This is a genomic window from Colwellia sp. MB02u-6 (genome assembly GCF_014077095.1).
Lineage (GTDB): Bacteria > Pseudomonadota > Gammaproteobacteria > Enterobacterales > Alteromonadaceae > Cognaticolwellia.
Genome location: NZ_JACGVG010000027.1, coordinates 142,749 through 158,186, shown reverse-complemented (window position 1 = coordinate 158,186; position 15,438 = coordinate 142,749). Strand labels below are relative to the sequence as shown.

The following is a 15,438-nucleotide window of genomic DNA, read 5'->3' as shown; positions in this document are numbered from 1 at the left end:
AAGTAGGATACAATAATGGCTATTAATATCAACAATTTGAATAACACTAATCAAGTAAAACAAAAACTTGAACAGCAAGTTCAGAGCAAACAGCAAATTAGCGAAAGTAGCAATGCCTCGCAACAAGCTACATTGGCAACGCGTGATTCAGTATCAATTACCCCGCAAGCAAAACAAATGAATGAACTGCAGAAACAAGCAGCAGATTCGCCTATGATCAATGAGAAAAAAATTGCTGAGTTAAAGAGTGCTATTGCCTCTGGCGATTATAAAATAAATCCAGAAAAGCTAGCGGCAAGTATCGCCAATTTTGAATTTGAACTTGGCTAACTTGTCACTAAAGTGGAGTATATAAGTGTCTGAAAAACTAACACCGCAACAATTGGTTTCTCAACAATTATCACAATTAATGCAATTAGAGGCGTTATTAGACACTGAGAAAGATGTACTGCAGCAACAAAATCCTGATGCACTTATTCACCTTACCGCAGACAAAAATGACCTGCTTTTAGCGATTCAGAGAATTGACAATGCCATTGGTCAAAGTTTTGAATTCAAACAAGAAAAACTAGCGGGCAAGTTCACCAACCTATTATCAGATATTGAAGCCATTTTAGTGCGCTGTAAAAAACAGAACCAAATTAATGGCCTGATCATTCATCAATCACAATTATCTGTAGAACGTATGAAGACCTCATTACTAGAGAATCATAACAAGTCATCCATGACCTATAATAGTAAAGGAAAAACCTCAGGCGGACTCAGTAGCTTAGGTATAAAAGCTTAGCTTTGTATATGCTACCTTATGCAAAATAAAACCAGCAATAGCTGGTTTTATTAATGTTACTAAAATACAACGCAATTCAATAACACTAGTAATATGAGATATGCTTTATTTCTTTGCGGTTAGATGTCGCGATATAAATTTCATACACATCTTTAAAATCTAAACTCAACTCAGTGGTATAACTGTCACCCACCGGATAACTTTTAACGACTTTTGCGCCACGAATAATACCTCGTACTGATGCCTTAAATTTTTGATTATCAAGCACTAAATTAGACATGGTGGTGCTACCATTAATATTTTGACCATAAACTTGTTCAGCTAACTCCGCATAAGCGGCCATTTTTGAAGCTTTTATTGCCATCAGCATGCGCTGAGTTTTGTTTTGAGAGTTCTGCAAACTAATTGGTGCTTGCCCTATAGCGGTTAATACAGGAAATTTTTCAGGTTTCACGTGTTGCCATTCAACCTGTTTATCAAACACCGAAGAACAGGCGCTTAACACTAAAGCGCTTAAAAAAAACCCAATACTATTACGTAAAGTATTCATATTTACCTTAGACATTTGTTTGATAATATTACTTTTGTATCGTAATGGCACGTGCATCGTCAGCTAATGTGGTACTGTCACGCAAGATCATGCCATCTTTCATTTTAACATTTTCATGGCGATTGAAATCATCGCCAACAACCCAAGCGGGAATAAATGACTGCGCCGTTGCCACCACAACTCGAGATTGCATGCCAATCATTCGTGCGTTGACTAACACGCCTTCATTTTGTTGCATCATAGTGCCGGTAACAACATAGTCAATTATCTGACGTTCTGGCAATTCTTGCCAATCGCGACTGAAAACATAATCACCATCGGCCGTTACACGAATATGCCCGGTAGTTTTAAAATCAATAACAACTAAGCCATGTCGCTGCATTTCATGGATAAAACTTTCTGACAGTTGATTGCCTAACGAGTTAGTTGATTCTAAGTTTTTTAGATCGACAAACGATGCAACAGCGATTGGCGTTTTGGGCGTAACAAAAGTGCTACTTTCCAGCATTTGATACGCAAGACCTTTCACCACGTCATTTATCGCATGGCGAGGTAACTTAAAACTGTCAATTTCTTGTTTATCGGTATAAGAAGATCGATAAAAATCGTCCTTGGTTGTCACAGAACATGACATCACTGTCGGTATTATTATTGCTATAAGCCAATTTTTCATTGAGCTCTCCTCAATTAATGCTAATGTCATAAAATTAATGAAAATAATTAATAAAAATATTAAAGCATGATCCGCGCCAATATTTTTATTTCACCTCACTTGGCATAATGCAGATTAGATTAAAACTATACTCTTAGATCAGCCGGCATAGTTTTAGCGTTATTGTTCTGCCTATTATCTCCTTTTTCAGCACTAATGCCTTATCGCTCTCAAGACCTATTTTTATCTAATCGCCAGCTTTTGCCAAACCAGATAGGGTTTGTAATGCCCGATAAAACCCTACGGCTACATCTCTATTGGTAACCTAATACCGATGAAAGTGGTTGGTTGGGCAAATTTACTTATCTAGAGTTGAAATTTTCTTTGAAATAGGCACAAAACCTGCATATTTAAAAACAGAGATTGATTCCCTATTAAAAGAGACCTTTATGCGCTTAAGTTTATTTTGCCTTTGCTGTGCTATATATAGTAGCGCTAGTGTCGGACAATGGTATGAATCGCAAGGTGTGGCGAGCATAGTAAATGCTGATAACAAAACAGCAAAAACACAGGCCATGCACAATGCGTTGAAAAAAGCCTTACTGGTTGCTGGTGCTTCAGTGTCAAGTGTTCAACAAGTGGTTAATGGTTTACTCACCCAAGACGAAATTAGCATTCGCGCCAGTGGCAGTGTAAATTCATTAGAGCTGATCAGTGAACACTATAGCGACGACTTGGTCACTGTCACCATTCGGGCTGATATTTTTCCACAAGAAAAAAAGTGCTTCGCGGCTGATTATAAAAAATCCATACTGTTAACCCGCAGTAATATACTACACCGCGAACAAGCTAATATTGGTAACATCTACGCTATTGATAGGACGTTAATCCAAAAACTGGCTAATAAAATACAGCAGCAAGGGATCTATTTAGAGACTAAACTGGCCTTACAAACTAAAACAGAATTTTCACGTTATAACCAAAGCCTGCAACGTCAAAGTTTAAAAAACTTAACCATGTCATTAGCCCACATGACCGATAGCCAGTATGTTCTGTTTTCAGAGATCCAAGATCTTTCTCTAGCAAATGACGAAAATAATAACTGGCAGTTTTGGCAAAAAAACGTCTATCAACGCCAATTTAATCTTGCCCTTTATATTCACGACGGTACCACAGGTGAAAGAGTTTTGGCTAAACACTATCAAAGCTCCGCCCCTTGGCAATTCGATAAGCGCAAACAAGTTGACGTGACTAGCCATAACTTTTGGCAAAGTGATTATGGCGAAAGCATTAGTCTGACCTTAGACAACATGGTCAGTGATATTGATGAAAACATGATGTGTCAGCCTACCCAAGCGAGAATTGTGCAAGTACAAGGTAACTCACTAACGTTTAACTTAGGAAAAAGACACGGGGTTAAAATAGGTGATGAATTCTCTTTGCTACATTTCAATAATTTTATCAGTGATGATAAGCGCTCTTATTCAGGTTTTAACATCAGTCCTTATAAAGTTATTGTAACTTCTGTCAGTCAAGATAGTGCCCGGGCAACCACCACTGAGCAGCACATATTAGACAATATCCAAATTAACGACTTAGCGGTAAGGTATTAGAAGATTTGAACAGAGCTAAAAATTATGACCATTAATTAAATCTTTAGTTATCAGGTGTAAAGTGTATTTTTTTGAATACTAATTTATAAAATAGCTGTAGCATAGGTTAGTAGTATAATTATTTGCATCATGTCCTCATAGTTTAACTGGATAAAACTGCGGCCTCCTAAGCTGCTGCTCCAGGTTCGAGTCCTGGTGGGGACGCCAGTAATTATTTATGCAAAATTTGCAGGGAGGCGCTTTATAATTAGCGGTACTGAGCTTTTATGGTGAGTTATGTTATTTAGCCTGATATTTGACCAAAATGCTTATCAATAGTTAAAACCTTAATAAAGACCTTGTTTTAAAACGATAAGCGACTAGAGGCCGTCAACACAATATTGCGTATATTGTGTCAATTTTTCATCCTAAATTATTGACTTATCTGCAGTGCAAAAGATTACAAAATAAGCTATAAACTACGTCATAAACCTTAGAACATTACGTCCTATCACCGTGATAACCTTATTTAGCGCACATAAAAAACCCCGCGATTGCGAGGTTTTTATTATTAAATGAGCTAATTTACTAGTTCAGTATCTGTTTTTTCTCTTACAACGTCCTTGTCGTCTGCTGCTGAGCCAGTGCTCAACAATGCTGATATGGCTAATACTAATACTGCTAATATTACCGTAGTCAGCTTAATTCCGCGTGACGAGCTGTTCATGACTTAATCCTATGTCAGCTTGTATATTTTTATTAAGTTTTTTATTTTTTTTTACATACACGCTATCAACACTATAGGATCTTAATTTTAATTTCAAGATCTTACTTGGCCAATTCAGCTTTTATTGCTGATTTAATCACCAGATATATTCACAACAGTTAATAGGGCTAATTAAGCCTTAATGTCTATAAATATGGCTAAGTCAAAAATAATCATAGAAAAATGCTAATAACATTTGCAGTTAAGGGGTAGTCTAGGCGAAAATAAGCACAATTTATATCCCATCAAATCTTATAATAACTGGAGCAAATATGCCGTCGCGTCAACAACTAGCCAATGCAATTCGAGTTTTAAGCATGGATGCCGTGCAAAAAGCTAAATCAGGACACCCTGGAGCCCCAATGGGCATGGCAGATATCGCTGAAGTTTTATGGCGTGACTTTCTAAAACATAACCCAACTGATCCACAGTGGGTTGATCGTGACCGCTTTATTTTGTCTAACGGCCACGGTTCCATGTTGATTTATTCACTATTGCACCTTAGCGGTTATGACTTGCCGATGAGTGAATTAAAAAACTTCCGCCAATTACACTCTAAAACACCGGGTCATCCTGAATACGGCTATACGCCTGGCGTAGAAACTACCACAGGTCCGTTGGGGGCTGGTCTGTCTAATGCTGTAGGTATGGCAATAGCTGAAAAAACCTTGGCGGCACAGTTTAACCGTGATGGTCATAACATTGTCGATCACAACACTTATGTATTTTTAGGTGATGGTTGTTTAATGGAAGGTATTTCGCATGAAGTTTGTTCATTAGCCGGTACCTTAGGTTTAGGCAAATTAGTGGCCTTTTGGGATGATAACGGTATTTCAATTGATGGTCATGTTGAAGGTTGGTTCACTGACAATACCCCAGCACGATTTGAAGCTTACGGTTGGCATGTAATCAGCGATGTTGATGGCCATGATAGCGCCGCTATCACGGCTGCCATTGCCGCAGCAAAAGCCGTAACCGATAAACCTACTATGATTTGTTGTAAAACCGTGATTGGCTTTGGTTCACCCAATAAATCAGGTACGCACGATTGTCACGGCGCACCATTAGGCGATGACGAAATTACGGCAACGCGCGAATTTCTTAACTGGCCTCATGCGCCGTTTGAAATACCTGCTGATATTTATGCCGAGTGGGATCAAAAAGAAAGTGGCGCCACAGAACAAGCCAACTGGAATGATAAATTTGCCGCCTACCAAGCTGCTCATCCAGCCTTAGCCGCAGAATATGAACGTCGTGTGATTAAAGGTGATTTACCTGCAGAGTTTGAAGAAAAAGCCAATGCCTACATTTTAGCCTGTCAGGAAAAAGCTGAAAATGTCGCTTCACGTAAAGCATCACAAAACACCATTGAAGTCTTTGGTGCTATGTTACCTGAGTTATTGGGCGGCTCAGCTGATTTAGCTGGCTCAAACTTAACGCTTTGGTCTGGTTCAAAAGGCATTCAAGATGATGCGGCCGGTAACTACATTTACTACGGTGTGCGTGAATTTGGTATGAGCGGTATCATGAACGGTGTTTCATTGCATGGTGGTTTTATCAACTACGGGGCAACTTTCATGATGTTTATGGAGTACGCTCGTAACGCGGTACGCATGTCTGCACTGATGGGCATTCAAAACATTTTTGTCTATACCCATGATTCAATTGGTCAAGGTGAAGATGGTCCAACGCATCAGCCTATTGAGCAGTTAACTAACCTACGTACCACGCCTAACATGGTGACTTGGCGTCCCGCTGATGCCACCGAGTCAGCTGTGGCATGGAAAAACGCGGTTGTTCGCCAGAATGCACCCACATCATTAATTTTTTCTCGCCAAGGTTTACCGGCATTAACACGTACCAGTGCACAAGTAGCTGATATTGCTAAAGGTGGCTACATCTTAAAAGATAGTGTTGGCACGCCAGAAGTTATTTTAATTGCTACCGGCTCTGAAGTGTCATTAGCGTTAAAAGCAGCTGAAAGCTTGGGTGATAATGTCCGCGTTGTTTCTATGCCATCAACCAATATTTTTGATGCTCAAGATAATGACTACAAAGCATCAGTATTACCACCAGCAGTAACCAAACGTGTTGCGATTGAAGCCGCACATACTGACTTTTGGTATAAATACGTAGGCTTGAGTGGCAAAGTTGTTGGCATGACCACTTTTGGTGAGTCAGCGCCGGGTAATGTCTTACTTGAATATTTTGGTTTTACCGTTGAAAACGTAGTTAACACAGTTAACAGCCTAAACTAATCCCCTTAGCTAAAAAATGGTCTTTATAGCCAGTTAACATATGCTTAACTGGCTATCTTTTTTAGCAAATTCGTGATCAATAAGAGCCAAAAACATGTCAATTAATATCGCTATCAATGGCTTTGGCCGAGTCGGCAGAAATGTTGTTCGTGCACTGTATGAAAACGGCAGCACCAACGAATTTAACTTAGTAGCTATTAATGAACTTGCCGAGCCTGAAGGCATAGCTCACCTATTAAAATACGACTCAACTCATGGTCGTTTTTCATTTGCGGTGCAACAAAGTGCTGGGAAATTATTTATTGCTGGTGACGAAATATCGTTAAGCCATGAAACTGAGTTAAACAATCTGCCTTGGCAAGAGCACAATGTCGATATTGTCATTGATTGTACCGGTAAATTTGGCAGCCAAGCAGATGGCCAATTACATATTCAGCAAGGCGCAAAAAAGGTCTTGTTTTCACATCCTGGCTCACAAGATTTAGACGCCACCATTATTTATGGTATTAACCATCAACAACTCACTACAGCTGAAAAAGTGGTGTCAAACGGCTCTTGTACCACCAATTGTGTGGTCCCTGTTATTCAGGTTTTAGATCAAGCCTTTGGTGTTGAAAGTGGTGCCATCACGACCATTCATTCTTCGATGCATGATCAACAAGTGATTGACGCTTATCATCCTGACTTACGCCGTGCTCGTGCCGCTAGCCAATCGATAATACCGGTGGATACTAAATTGGCAGCAGGTATTGAACGAATATTACCCAAGTTTGCTGGCCGCTTTGAAGCGATAGCCGTGCGAGTACCCACTATCAATGTAACCGCTATGGATTTAAGTTTAAACTTATCAAGCGACGCTACTATTGCACAAATTAATCAAGCCATTGTTGACGCTCAACACAATGATTTGGCGGGTATTTTAGGTTATACCACTGAACCGTTAGTTTCCATCGACTTTAATCATGACCCACACTCAAGCATTGTTGATGGCAATCAAACGCGAGTTAGTCACAAGCGCTTAGTTAAATTACTTATTTGGTGTGATAACGAATGGGGTTTTGCTAATCGTTTACTAGACACTGCTTCTGCTATGGCAAAGGCGGGTTAATTGAGCATAGATCTCGTTAACAAATACCATAACCTCAAATTTACTTAACCATTAAACTTCTACCAACAGGGAATAAACATGTCAGTAATCAAAATGACCGACTTAGCATTAAACAACCAACGTGTGCTCATTCGTGAAGACTTAAATGTACCAGTTAAAGATGGAAAAATCACCTCTGATGCGCGCTTAAGAGCTGCCTTACCAACAATGAGATTAGCCTTAGAAGCGGGTGCAAAAGTGATGGTTATGTCGCACTTAGGTCGTCCGACTGAAGGTGAATATAATGCCGATTTCTCTTTGCAGCCTGTAGCAGATTATCTCAGTGCGGCACTGAACGTACCGGTTCGTTTAGTAACGGATTACCTTGATGGTGTAGAGGTTAACATTGGCGAATTGGTGATATTTGAAAACATTCGCTTTAATATTGGTGAGCAAAGCAATGATGACGCCTTATCAAAAAAATTAGCCTCGCTGTGTGACATTTTCGTTATGGACGCATTTGGCACGGCTCATCGCGCACAAGCCAGTACATATGGCGTCGCAAAATATGCCGCTACTGCCTGTGCCGGCCCACTGTTAGCGGGTGAATTAACTGCGTTATCACAAGCACTTGATAACCCTGCCCGGCCATTGGTGGCGATTGTTGGTGGCTCAAAAGTGTCAACTAAACTTACCGTGCTAGACTCATTGGCAGGTATTGTTGATCAACTGGTTGTTGGTGGCGGTATTGCCAATACTTTTATTGCCTCACAAGGTCACAATGTTGGTAAATCATTATTCGAAGCTGATTTAGTCGATGAAGCAAAACGCTTAACTAAACAAGCTAGCGACAATAACGGTTCAATTCCAGTTCCCACCGATGTGGTGGTTGGTCAAGAATTTTCTGAAACCGCTGTAGCAACACTTAAAAATGTTAGCGACGTAGCCGATGGCGATATGATTTTTGATATTGGTCCAGAGAGCGCTAAAGCCTTGGCAGATATTATCGCTAATGCCGGTACAGTCGTATGGAATGGCCCTGTTGGTGTCTTTGAGTTTGACCAATTTGGTCAAGGCACTGAAGTTATCGCCCACGCTATTGCCAATAGCAAGGCATTCTCTATTGCCGGAGGTGGTGACACCTTAGCCGCTGTTGATAAATATGGTATTGCCGATAAAATATCTTATATTTCAACTGGTGGTGGTGCTTTTCTTGAATTTTTAGAAGGCAAAAAATTGCCTGCAGTAGCAATTTTAGAGGCGCGCGCTAAAGCATAAACTCGCTTGACAGATAAATATTTTATTTTAAAAAGCTGATAGCACTTAATTGTGCTATCAGCTTTTTTTCAATAAAATTTTCATTACGTTATTTATTTTCAGTGACTAAAATCAAGCATAAAAATATTATTCTTTACACTGCCTATTTCGTAGTAAATTTACACCAATACTACAATTTATCATGCTGAAATCTGCTTAAAACACCATTACTTACGTAATTAATATACAGAAGCTGTAAATTAAAAAAAAATTATATTTTAAACAATATAGATCATTTTTTTCTAGTGCAAATTACTAAATTCATCTGATATACTTACGTTACGAAAGCAATAAGTTTCACAATGAAACTTGTTAACAGTCAATTTTGTCACTATTTACAATCACAGGAGTTAGTTCATGGCTTTAGTTTCTATGCGCCAAATGTTAGATCATGCGGCCGAAAACGGTTACGGTATCCCAGCCTTTAACGTTAACAATTTAGAACAAGTTAGAGCTATCATGCTTGCCGCCAACGACACCAACAGTCCGGTGATTTTGCAGGGTTCAGCAGGCGCTAGAGCGTATGCCGGCGCCCCCTTTTTACGGCATTTAATTTTAGCCGCTATTGAAGAGTTCCCTCATATACCTGTAGTAATGCATCAAGATCACGGTACCTCACCGGGTGTTTGCCAACGTTCAATTCAGTTAGGTTTTTCATCTGTGATGATGGACGGTTCATTAATGACTGACGGTAAAACGCCTTCAAGCTATGAATACAATGTTGATGTTACTCGCCGTACGGTTGAAATGGCGCACGCCTGTGGTGTTTCAGTTGAAGGTGAATTAGGGTGTTTAGGTTCGCTTGAAACAGGTGAAGCCGGTGAAGAAGATGGCATTGGCGCGGTCGGTAAACTGACCATGGAGCAAATGCTAACTGATCCTGAAGAAGCTGCTGACTTTGTGCAAAAAACACAAGTTGACGCCTTAGCTATTGCCTGTGGTACTTCTCACGGTGCTTATAAATTTACCCGTCCACCTACGGGCGATATATTAGCGATTGATCGTATTAAAGCCATTCATAACCGTATTCCTAATACACATTTAGTGATGCACGGCTCTTCTTCAGTGCCACAAGACTGGTTAGCTATTATTAATGAATTTGGTGGCAAGATACCAGAAACTTATGGTGTGCCAGTTGAGCAAATTCAAGAAGGTATTAAAAATGGTGTACGCAAAATCAACATAGATACCGATTTACGTTTAGCGTCTACGGGTGCCGTTCGTCGTTTCTTAGCCGAAAACCCAAGTGAATTTGATCCACGTAAATTCTTAAAAGCATCAACACAAGCTATGTACGATATTTGTAAAGCACGTTACGAAGCCTTTGGCAGCGTTGGCCATGCATCAGCCATTAAGCCTATCTCGCTTGATAACATGTTTTTGCAATATTCTACTGGCAAATTGGATGCTTTAATTAAGTAATTACAGTTAAAACTGACAACAATCAATTAGTCCTATTTTAGTTTAATAAGCTAGCAAATAATCCGATGGATATTATTCATCGGATTTTTTTTGTCTACTTTTTAACAATACTTTTTAACGATACTTTTTAACGATACTTTTTTAAACAAAAACGCGTATGAAAAAGCTAATCAACTTAGATGTCTTGTCAATAAATCGCTTAATTTATTAACAAGATAATGATATTTCAATTGATGTTTATTATAATTAACCTTTTATCATAATACTTAGGATACATAATGGACATTATTCAAAGCTGGTTTGTCGATAACCAACTATTGTTGTTCGATTTTGCGATTAAATTAATCGTTGCAATAGCGATCATTGTTGTCGGTAAGTTTATTGCCAAGATGGTGCGCCAAGGCGTAATCAAAGTCATGCGCCATAAAGGTATGGATGAAGCGATTATTTCCTTCATCAGTAGTTTACTTTACGGTATGTTTTTTTTCATTGTTATTGTTGCTGGCATATCACACTTAGGCTTTAACACCACGTCATTAGTTGCTATCGTTGGTGCCGCCGGTTTAGCGATAGGTCTAGCGTTGCAAGGTTCATTATCAAACTTTGCTTCGGGCGTATTGCTGATTGTTTTTAAACCCTTTAAATCAGGCGATTTTATCGAAGTCGCTGGTGTTGCTGGTATGGTTGAACAAATTTTAATATTCTCCACTCAATTGAGAACCGGGGATAATAAAACCGTTATTATCCCAAATGGTGCGATCACTAGTGGCACCATTACCAATTACTCAACCAAGGCAACCAGAAGAATCGATTTAATTATCGGGGTAAGTTATCAAGCTGACCTTGCAAAAACTAAAGCACTGTTACTCGCTATAGCCAGTGCAGATGAAAGAGTATTAAAAGATCAAACAGTGACCGTAGGTGTCTCAGCACTTGCTGACAGCAGCGTTAATTTCGTGGTGAGACCTTGGGTTAACTCAGAAGATTACTGGCCAACTTACTACGATTTACTAGAAAAAATTAAAACCGAATTGGATGACGCAGGTATCGAAATCCCATTCCCACAATTGTCTATTCATATGAATAAAGAGGAAAAAAATGAGTCATAAGTTATTATCAGCCGCATTATGTTGTGTATCACTAACAACGCTAGCAGAAGAAGCAAATACACCAGCAGTAGAGTCACCTTATACAGCTTCTGCAGAATTAGGTATGCTTTTTAAAACCGGTGATACTAATAGTGCTGATATTAAATCCGGTTTTGATTTTACTTACGAAGTTGATGATTGGAAATCCACAGTAACACTGGGCTTACTGGTCAAGAAGAGTGAGCAGGAAGATGAGAACGGTGAGGAACACTTTACCACTAGTGATCAAAAATGGACGGCGGTCGGCCAGACAAATTACAATATTGATACCGCGAGTCCAAACTATATCTATGGTAACGTTTCTTATGAAGATAATCGTTTTAGTAATTTCAAAAACCAAAGTTCGGTTTCAACCGGTTGGGGTCGTCGTTGGTTTGAATCTAAAAAAGCAACACTAGATGCCGATATTGGCCCAGGTTACAAGCGCGACGTTATTCGCCAAACTGGCGCTCAAGCAGAACAAACTAAATCTGCTTTTATTATTCAAGCCCAGGCTTTATACAAGCGTCAAATAAATGAACACGTTTTATTTAAGCAATTAGTTGTGGCTAAGTACGCACCAAAAGCAGACGAAAATAGCATTTATAAAGCGAGAACATCAATCACCACAAAGTTACTTGAAACCTTACAACTTAAGTTTAGCTTTACCTTAGATTACAACACTGATGTGGAAGATGACAAAGAAAATGTTAATACCGAAACCGCCATGACTCTGGTCTATAGTTTCTAAGTATTAAGCGCAGTTAGTGATAACTTTGTTTTATAAAGCCAGCATATCTAACATGCTGGCTTTGTTCTTTTTACCTATTAAAACATCACTGATTTTTTAAAGCGACTTTACTGACTAACCTAAAAACTACCGCACTTAAGGCTAATGTCGCCACAATCGCCGCACCACTGGGTAGGTCAAAACTGGCTGATAAACACAAACCCAATAAGTAACCCACTAAACCAACGCCATAAGCCCAGAGTAATACCCGTTTTGTCTGTAACTTATTAATCGCCAGTGCGGGTAATATTAAGGTACTAAAAACAAGATAAACGCCAACCAGCTCAACCGATAATGTTATCACTAGCGCAAATATAAGATAGAAAGCTGCACCATCCAATATCTTAGGCTTGTAAAATATTAGCGCCAGAATCGCACTATAGACCATAGTAGGTAGCAATAATTGTTGCCAACTTACCCAGAGGATTTGTCCTGACATAAGCTGTTTAAGTAGTTCAGCGCCATGGGGATCATTAGCTAACAACAGCATAGCGGTCACGGCTGATAAGACGTAAAAACACCCTATCATCGCTTCCAATTCTTCTGCCATATGCTTAGCTAACCAAGCAATAATTCCCGCTCCCGCTAAAGCAAATAGCGCTGGCATCCAAACATATGCATAGGCAAGTTCAGCAATATCATGATCCATACGCACAACAATGGCGCCTAAAGCAGCAATTTGTGCGATAGCTAAATCAATAAAAATAATGCCACGCTTTAATACTTGCTTACCTAGCACAACATGGGTTGAAAGCACTAATATACCGGCAGCAAAGGCCGGCAATAATATGGTCAGTAATTCATAATCCATCAAAGGTCCTCTAACAACTAATGCTATTTTTGTGCGCGATATGCTTGCGTCAATAAATCTAGAGTACTGTCATATAAGCTAAATAAATCATTACTTTGCTCATTACCACCGACCGATAGTGGCAATATAATAATGGGTAAATTAGACTTTTCTGCTAACCAATTTGCGCCACGTTGGTTTTGATAAGAAGCAATAATAATTGCCGCTATATCACCTTTGTCAGCCCGCTTTAATAAGCTTGCAAGGTGGCTACTAGTGGGCGGCAAACCAGGTTTAGGCTCTAAGTCTGCTACTTGTTCAATATTGGTAAAGTCAAACAAATAACGAAAACTTGAGTGATAAGCAATCACTTTCATGCCTTGCAAAGCACGCGCTTTTACTTGCCACTTAGTCATGGCTAATTGCCAACGTACAGAAAAAAGACTTAGCTGCTGTTGATACCCAGCACTTTGCTTTTCATCAAGTTGAATTAACTTACCTGTTAACGCTTGAGCAATAGTTAGCATACGCTGCGGCGAAAAATGTACATGCGGGTTACCTAAGCTATGTATGTCGCCCATACTACGGTCGACGTTGCTCATTTGATCTAAGGTTTTTACATGCTCTGCCGCAAAAAACAAACCTTTGTCTGTGCTACGCACTTGCACGTTAGCCGCTTTCATTTGCAACATAGGTAACCAACCGACTTCTAATTCAGCACCCGCGCAGATCACCAGATCTGCTTGGCGCATTTTAGCAATCAAGCTTGGTCGAGCTTGCACTTGATGTGGGTCTTGCATCGCGGTTGTAGCCGAGTATATACGAGCATCTGGCGCAAGTTCTTTGGCTAAAGCGGCATATTCAGGCTCACAAGCAAAAATATTCATTTGCGCCAAAGCACCGTGACTCAGGGTCAGTAAAGCACTACCTAATAGTAATTTAAAATTGATGCGCATTGTGTGCTCCCATTGTCACAACATATTGTAAGGTCATAACGTTGTCATTATTTGCATTTTCAAAACCAACATTACTTTGATGACTAAACTCTAATCTTACGGTAGAGAAGTGACTATTATGCCAAGCGATACTGAGCTCAGTTTCCTTCAGTGTTTGTTGATCAAAGTGTCCTTCATGTTGCAACTGACTATTTAACTTGCCATAGCGTAATCCTGCAGACCAATTTGGTGAGAATTGATACACACCACTGACGTACCAAGCTTCATGATAGTCTTTACTATTAGCGTCATCGCCCTCTTCATGATCTGCTGCTCCAGCAAGTTCTTCATGCAGATCCGGAACCATAAAATCACTGACTCTAAAGTATTCAGCACTGAGGGTTAAATGTTGATATTTATAATTACCATTAGGTGCCCACTTATAAACAAAGTCAGTTATAAAGGTATTCTTGCCGGTATAACTTGCACCATGGGCATGATCATTTTCATCTTCATGCCCAGCTTCCTCATGACCTGCTTCTTCATGCCCTGCTTCTTCATGTCCCGCTTCGTCATGTTCTTCCGCTGTTAATTGGCCATTTTCATTGCGTAAATAACTCAGCCCTAACTGCCAAGAACTTTCAATAGAGATATCGCCACCCATTTTAGTGAACGCGGTATAAACCCCTGTACTGTCAAACGCTCGTTCACCATGCTCGTCGGCCGCTCGAAGACTATCACCTGAAAAGGCTTCTACGCCCATAGTCCAATACAAATCCGTAGGGGCAATGTAACTAAATCTCAAGCCGTCGTCGAAGTAATGCCCGCCTAAAAATGCTCGATAAGCACTGGGTCTACTGGTAAAAGAGTCACTATGAAGATGTTGGTTATTTAAATAGCCAATATCTGATAGAAATTTACCTGCACGTACGGTAAAGCCATTAGGTAGAGCCATAGTTTGAATAAAGGCTTCTTCAACGTTAACTTCAGTTTCACCATTATGTGACTCAAAAACCGTAGTCAGTTTACCAAAGAACATATCATCAATACTGGCACTGAACGCCAATTCAGTTTCACCTAGCCCAAAGCCTTCGGCCCGTTCAGTCATCAGGCGATCATCGCTTTGATAATAGCCGTCTAAAACCGCACTAACAGTGAGGTTAGAGAGTGTCGGTGTTTGCGCTTGTGAAAGTAGTGGAAAAAAACTAGATATGACGATTGCTGCGCTGAATTTTATCGGCAAGTGTGCAGATAAGCGGGCAGGTAAAAATTGAAAATTTTTCATTGTTAAAAATCTCTAAAATAAATTAAATTAAATACAAATATCGTGTGCTAATAGACAGCAAACGCTTAGTAAAACTTTAA

15 protein-coding genes and 1 tRNA gene are annotated in these 15,438 nt (G+C 39.7%); 10 read left to right on the top strand and 6 right to left on the bottom strand.

Going from position 1 to position 15,438, the window contains the following annotated elements; genetic code table 11:
• Positions 1-15: 15 nt before the first annotated feature.
• Both flgM and H4J46_RS03090 read left to right on the top strand, forming a co-directional pair.
• On the top strand, positions 16-330 hold the full coding sequence (flgM, locus tag H4J46_RS03095; RefSeq protein ID WP_182232092.1) for a flagellar biosynthesis anti-sigma factor FlgM: 315 nt from the start codon (positions 16-18) through the stop codon (positions 328-330).
• A gap of 25 nt (positions 331-355) precedes the next feature.
• Positions 356-787, top strand: coding sequence for a flagellar export chaperone FlgN (locus H4J46_RS03090; protein WP_310650199.1), 432 nt, complete (start codon positions 356-358; stop codon positions 785-787).
• Between the two features lie 85 nt (positions 788-872).
• Here the strand turns inward: H4J46_RS03090 and H4J46_RS03085 are convergent, their stop codons facing one another.
• On the bottom strand, positions 873-1,337 hold the full coding sequence (locus tag H4J46_RS03085) for an LPP20 family lipoprotein (RefSeq protein WP_259365663.1): 465 nt from the start codon (positions 1,335-1,337) through the stop codon (positions 873-875).
• A gap of 28 nt (positions 1,338-1,365) precedes the next feature.
• Positions 1,366-2,010 (bottom strand): FlgO family outer membrane protein, encoded by a 645-nt coding sequence (locus tag H4J46_RS03080; protein WP_182232090.1) that lies wholly within the window; start codon positions 2,008-2,010, stop codon positions 1,366-1,368.
• A 428-nt stretch (positions 2,011-2,438) separates the two neighbouring features.
• Here H4J46_RS03080 and H4J46_RS03075 point away from each other — a divergent pair, with 428 nt between their 5' ends.
• Both H4J46_RS03075 and H4J46_RS03070 read left to right on the top strand, forming a co-directional pair.
• Positions 2,439-3,602 carry a flagella assembly protein FlgT gene (locus tag H4J46_RS03075; RefSeq protein ID WP_182232089.1) on the top strand — a complete coding sequence of 388 codons (1,164 nt, stop codon included), beginning with the start codon at positions 2,439-2,441 and terminating at the stop codon, positions 3,600-3,602.
• A gap of 131 nt (positions 3,603-3,733) precedes the next feature.
• A tRNA-Arg gene (locus tag H4J46_RS03070) sits at positions 3,734-3,809 on the top strand.
• Between the two features lie 352 nt (positions 3,810-4,161).
• Here the strand turns inward: H4J46_RS03070 and H4J46_RS03065 are convergent.
• Complete coding sequence (locus H4J46_RS03065) at positions 4,162-4,308, bottom strand: hypothetical protein (RefSeq protein ID WP_182232088.1); 147 nt, start codon at positions 4,306-4,308, stop codon at positions 4,162-4,164.
• A gap of 311 nt (positions 4,309-4,619) precedes the next feature.
• On the opposite strand from H4J46_RS03065, the gene tkt reads away from it, so the two are divergent.
• The 6 genes from tkt (at position 4,620) to H4J46_RS03035 (ending at position 12,309) form a co-directional block, all read left to right on the top strand.
• A complete protein-coding gene (tkt, locus tag H4J46_RS03060) occupies positions 4,620-6,605 on the top strand; it encodes a transketolase (protein ID WP_182232087.1) in 1,986 nt (661 codons plus the stop codon).
• Between the two features lie 94 nt (positions 6,606-6,699).
• Positions 6,700-7,713 carry an erythrose-4-phosphate dehydrogenase gene (gene epd / locus H4J46_RS03055; protein WP_182232086.1) on the top strand — a complete coding sequence of 338 codons (1,014 nt, stop codon included), beginning with the start codon at positions 6,700-6,702 and terminating at the stop codon, positions 7,711-7,713.
• 78 nt (positions 7,714-7,791) lie between these two features.
• Positions 7,792-8,970 carry a phosphoglycerate kinase gene (locus H4J46_RS03050; protein ID WP_182232085.1) on the top strand — a complete coding sequence of 393 codons (1,179 nt, stop codon included), beginning with the start codon at positions 7,792-7,794 and terminating at the stop codon, positions 8,968-8,970.
• 396 nt (positions 8,971-9,366) lie between these two features.
• Positions 9,367-10,431, top strand: a complete 1,065-nt coding sequence (gene fba, locus H4J46_RS03045; RefSeq protein ID WP_182232084.1) for a class II fructose-bisphosphate aldolase — start codon at positions 9,367-9,369, stop codon at positions 10,429-10,431.
• A 278-nt stretch (positions 10,432-10,709) separates the two neighbouring features.
• Complete coding sequence (locus tag H4J46_RS03040) at positions 10,710-11,540, top strand: mechanosensitive ion channel domain-containing protein (RefSeq protein ID WP_182232083.1); 831 nt, start codon at positions 10,710-10,712, stop codon at positions 11,538-11,540.
• Positions 11,530-12,309, top strand: a complete 780-nt coding sequence (locus H4J46_RS03035) for a YdiY family protein (RefSeq protein ID WP_182232082.1) — start codon at positions 11,530-11,532, stop codon at positions 12,307-12,309. Before H4J46_RS03040 ends, H4J46_RS03035 begins: the two co-directional genes overlap by 11 nt.
• A gap of 85 nt (positions 12,310-12,394) precedes the next feature.
• Here H4J46_RS03035 and H4J46_RS03030 read toward each other — a convergent pair whose 3' ends face one another.
• The 3 genes from H4J46_RS03030 to H4J46_RS03020 are packed head-to-tail and all read right to left on the bottom strand — an operon-like array spanning position 12,395 to position 15,358.
• A complete protein-coding gene (locus H4J46_RS03030) occupies positions 12,395-13,162 on the bottom strand; it encodes a metal ABC transporter permease (protein WP_182232081.1) in 768 nt (255 codons plus the stop codon).
• A 20-nt stretch (positions 13,163-13,182) separates the two neighbouring features.
• Positions 13,183-14,094 (bottom strand): metal ABC transporter solute-binding protein, Zn/Mn family, encoded by a 912-nt coding sequence (locus H4J46_RS03025; RefSeq protein ID WP_182232080.1) that lies wholly within the window; start codon positions 14,092-14,094, stop codon positions 13,183-13,185.
• On the bottom strand, positions 14,078-15,358 hold the full coding sequence (locus H4J46_RS03020) for a hypothetical protein (RefSeq protein WP_182232079.1): 1,281 nt from the start codon (positions 15,356-15,358) through the stop codon (positions 14,078-14,080). Before H4J46_RS03020 ends, H4J46_RS03025 begins: the two co-directional genes overlap by 17 nt.
• Between the last annotated feature and the right edge of the window lie 80 nt (positions 15,359-15,438).

Bases quoted from the DNA above. Each gene is read 5' to 3' on its own strand.
- H4J46_RS03065 (WP_182232088.1), bottom strand. From the start codon at position 4,308: ATGAACAGCTCGTCACGCGGAATTAAGCTGACTACGGTAATATTAGCA.
- H4J46_RS03085 (WP_259365663.1), bottom strand. From the start codon at position 1,337: ATGAATACTTTACGTAATAGTATTGGGTTTTTTTTAAGCGCTTTAGTG.
- H4J46_RS03050 (WP_182232085.1), top strand. From the start codon at position 7,792: ATGTCAGTAATCAAAATGACCGACTTAGCATTAAACAACCAACGTGTG.
- H4J46_RS03025 (WP_182232080.1), bottom strand. From the start codon at position 14,094: ATGCGCATCAATTTTAAATTACTATTAGGTAGTGCTTTACTGACCCTG.
- H4J46_RS03035 (WP_182232082.1), top strand. From the start codon at position 11,530: ATGAGTCATAAGTTATTATCAGCCGCATTATGTTGTGTATCACTAACA.
- H4J46_RS03020 (WP_182232079.1), bottom strand. From the start codon at position 15,358: ATGAAAAATTTTCAATTTTTACCTGCCCGCTTATCTGCACACTTGCCG.
- H4J46_RS03080 (WP_182232090.1), bottom strand. From the start codon at position 2,010: ATGAAAAATTGGCTTATAGCAATAATAATACCGACAGTGATGTCATGT.
- flgM (WP_182232092.1), top strand. From the start codon at position 16: ATGGCTATTAATATCAACAATTTGAATAACACTAATCAAGTAAAACAA.
- H4J46_RS03075 (WP_182232089.1), top strand. From the start codon at position 2,439: ATGCGCTTAAGTTTATTTTGCCTTTGCTGTGCTATATATAGTAGCGCT.
- tkt (WP_182232087.1), top strand. From the start codon at position 4,620: ATGCCGTCGCGTCAACAACTAGCCAATGCAATTCGAGTTTTAAGCATG.
- epd (WP_182232086.1), top strand. From the start codon at position 6,700: ATGTCAATTAATATCGCTATCAATGGCTTTGGCCGAGTCGGCAGAAAT.
- fba (WP_182232084.1), top strand. From the start codon at position 9,367: ATGGCTTTAGTTTCTATGCGCCAAATGTTAGATCATGCGGCCGAAAAC.
- H4J46_RS03040 (WP_182232083.1), top strand. From the start codon at position 10,710: ATGGACATTATTCAAAGCTGGTTTGTCGATAACCAACTATTGTTGTTC.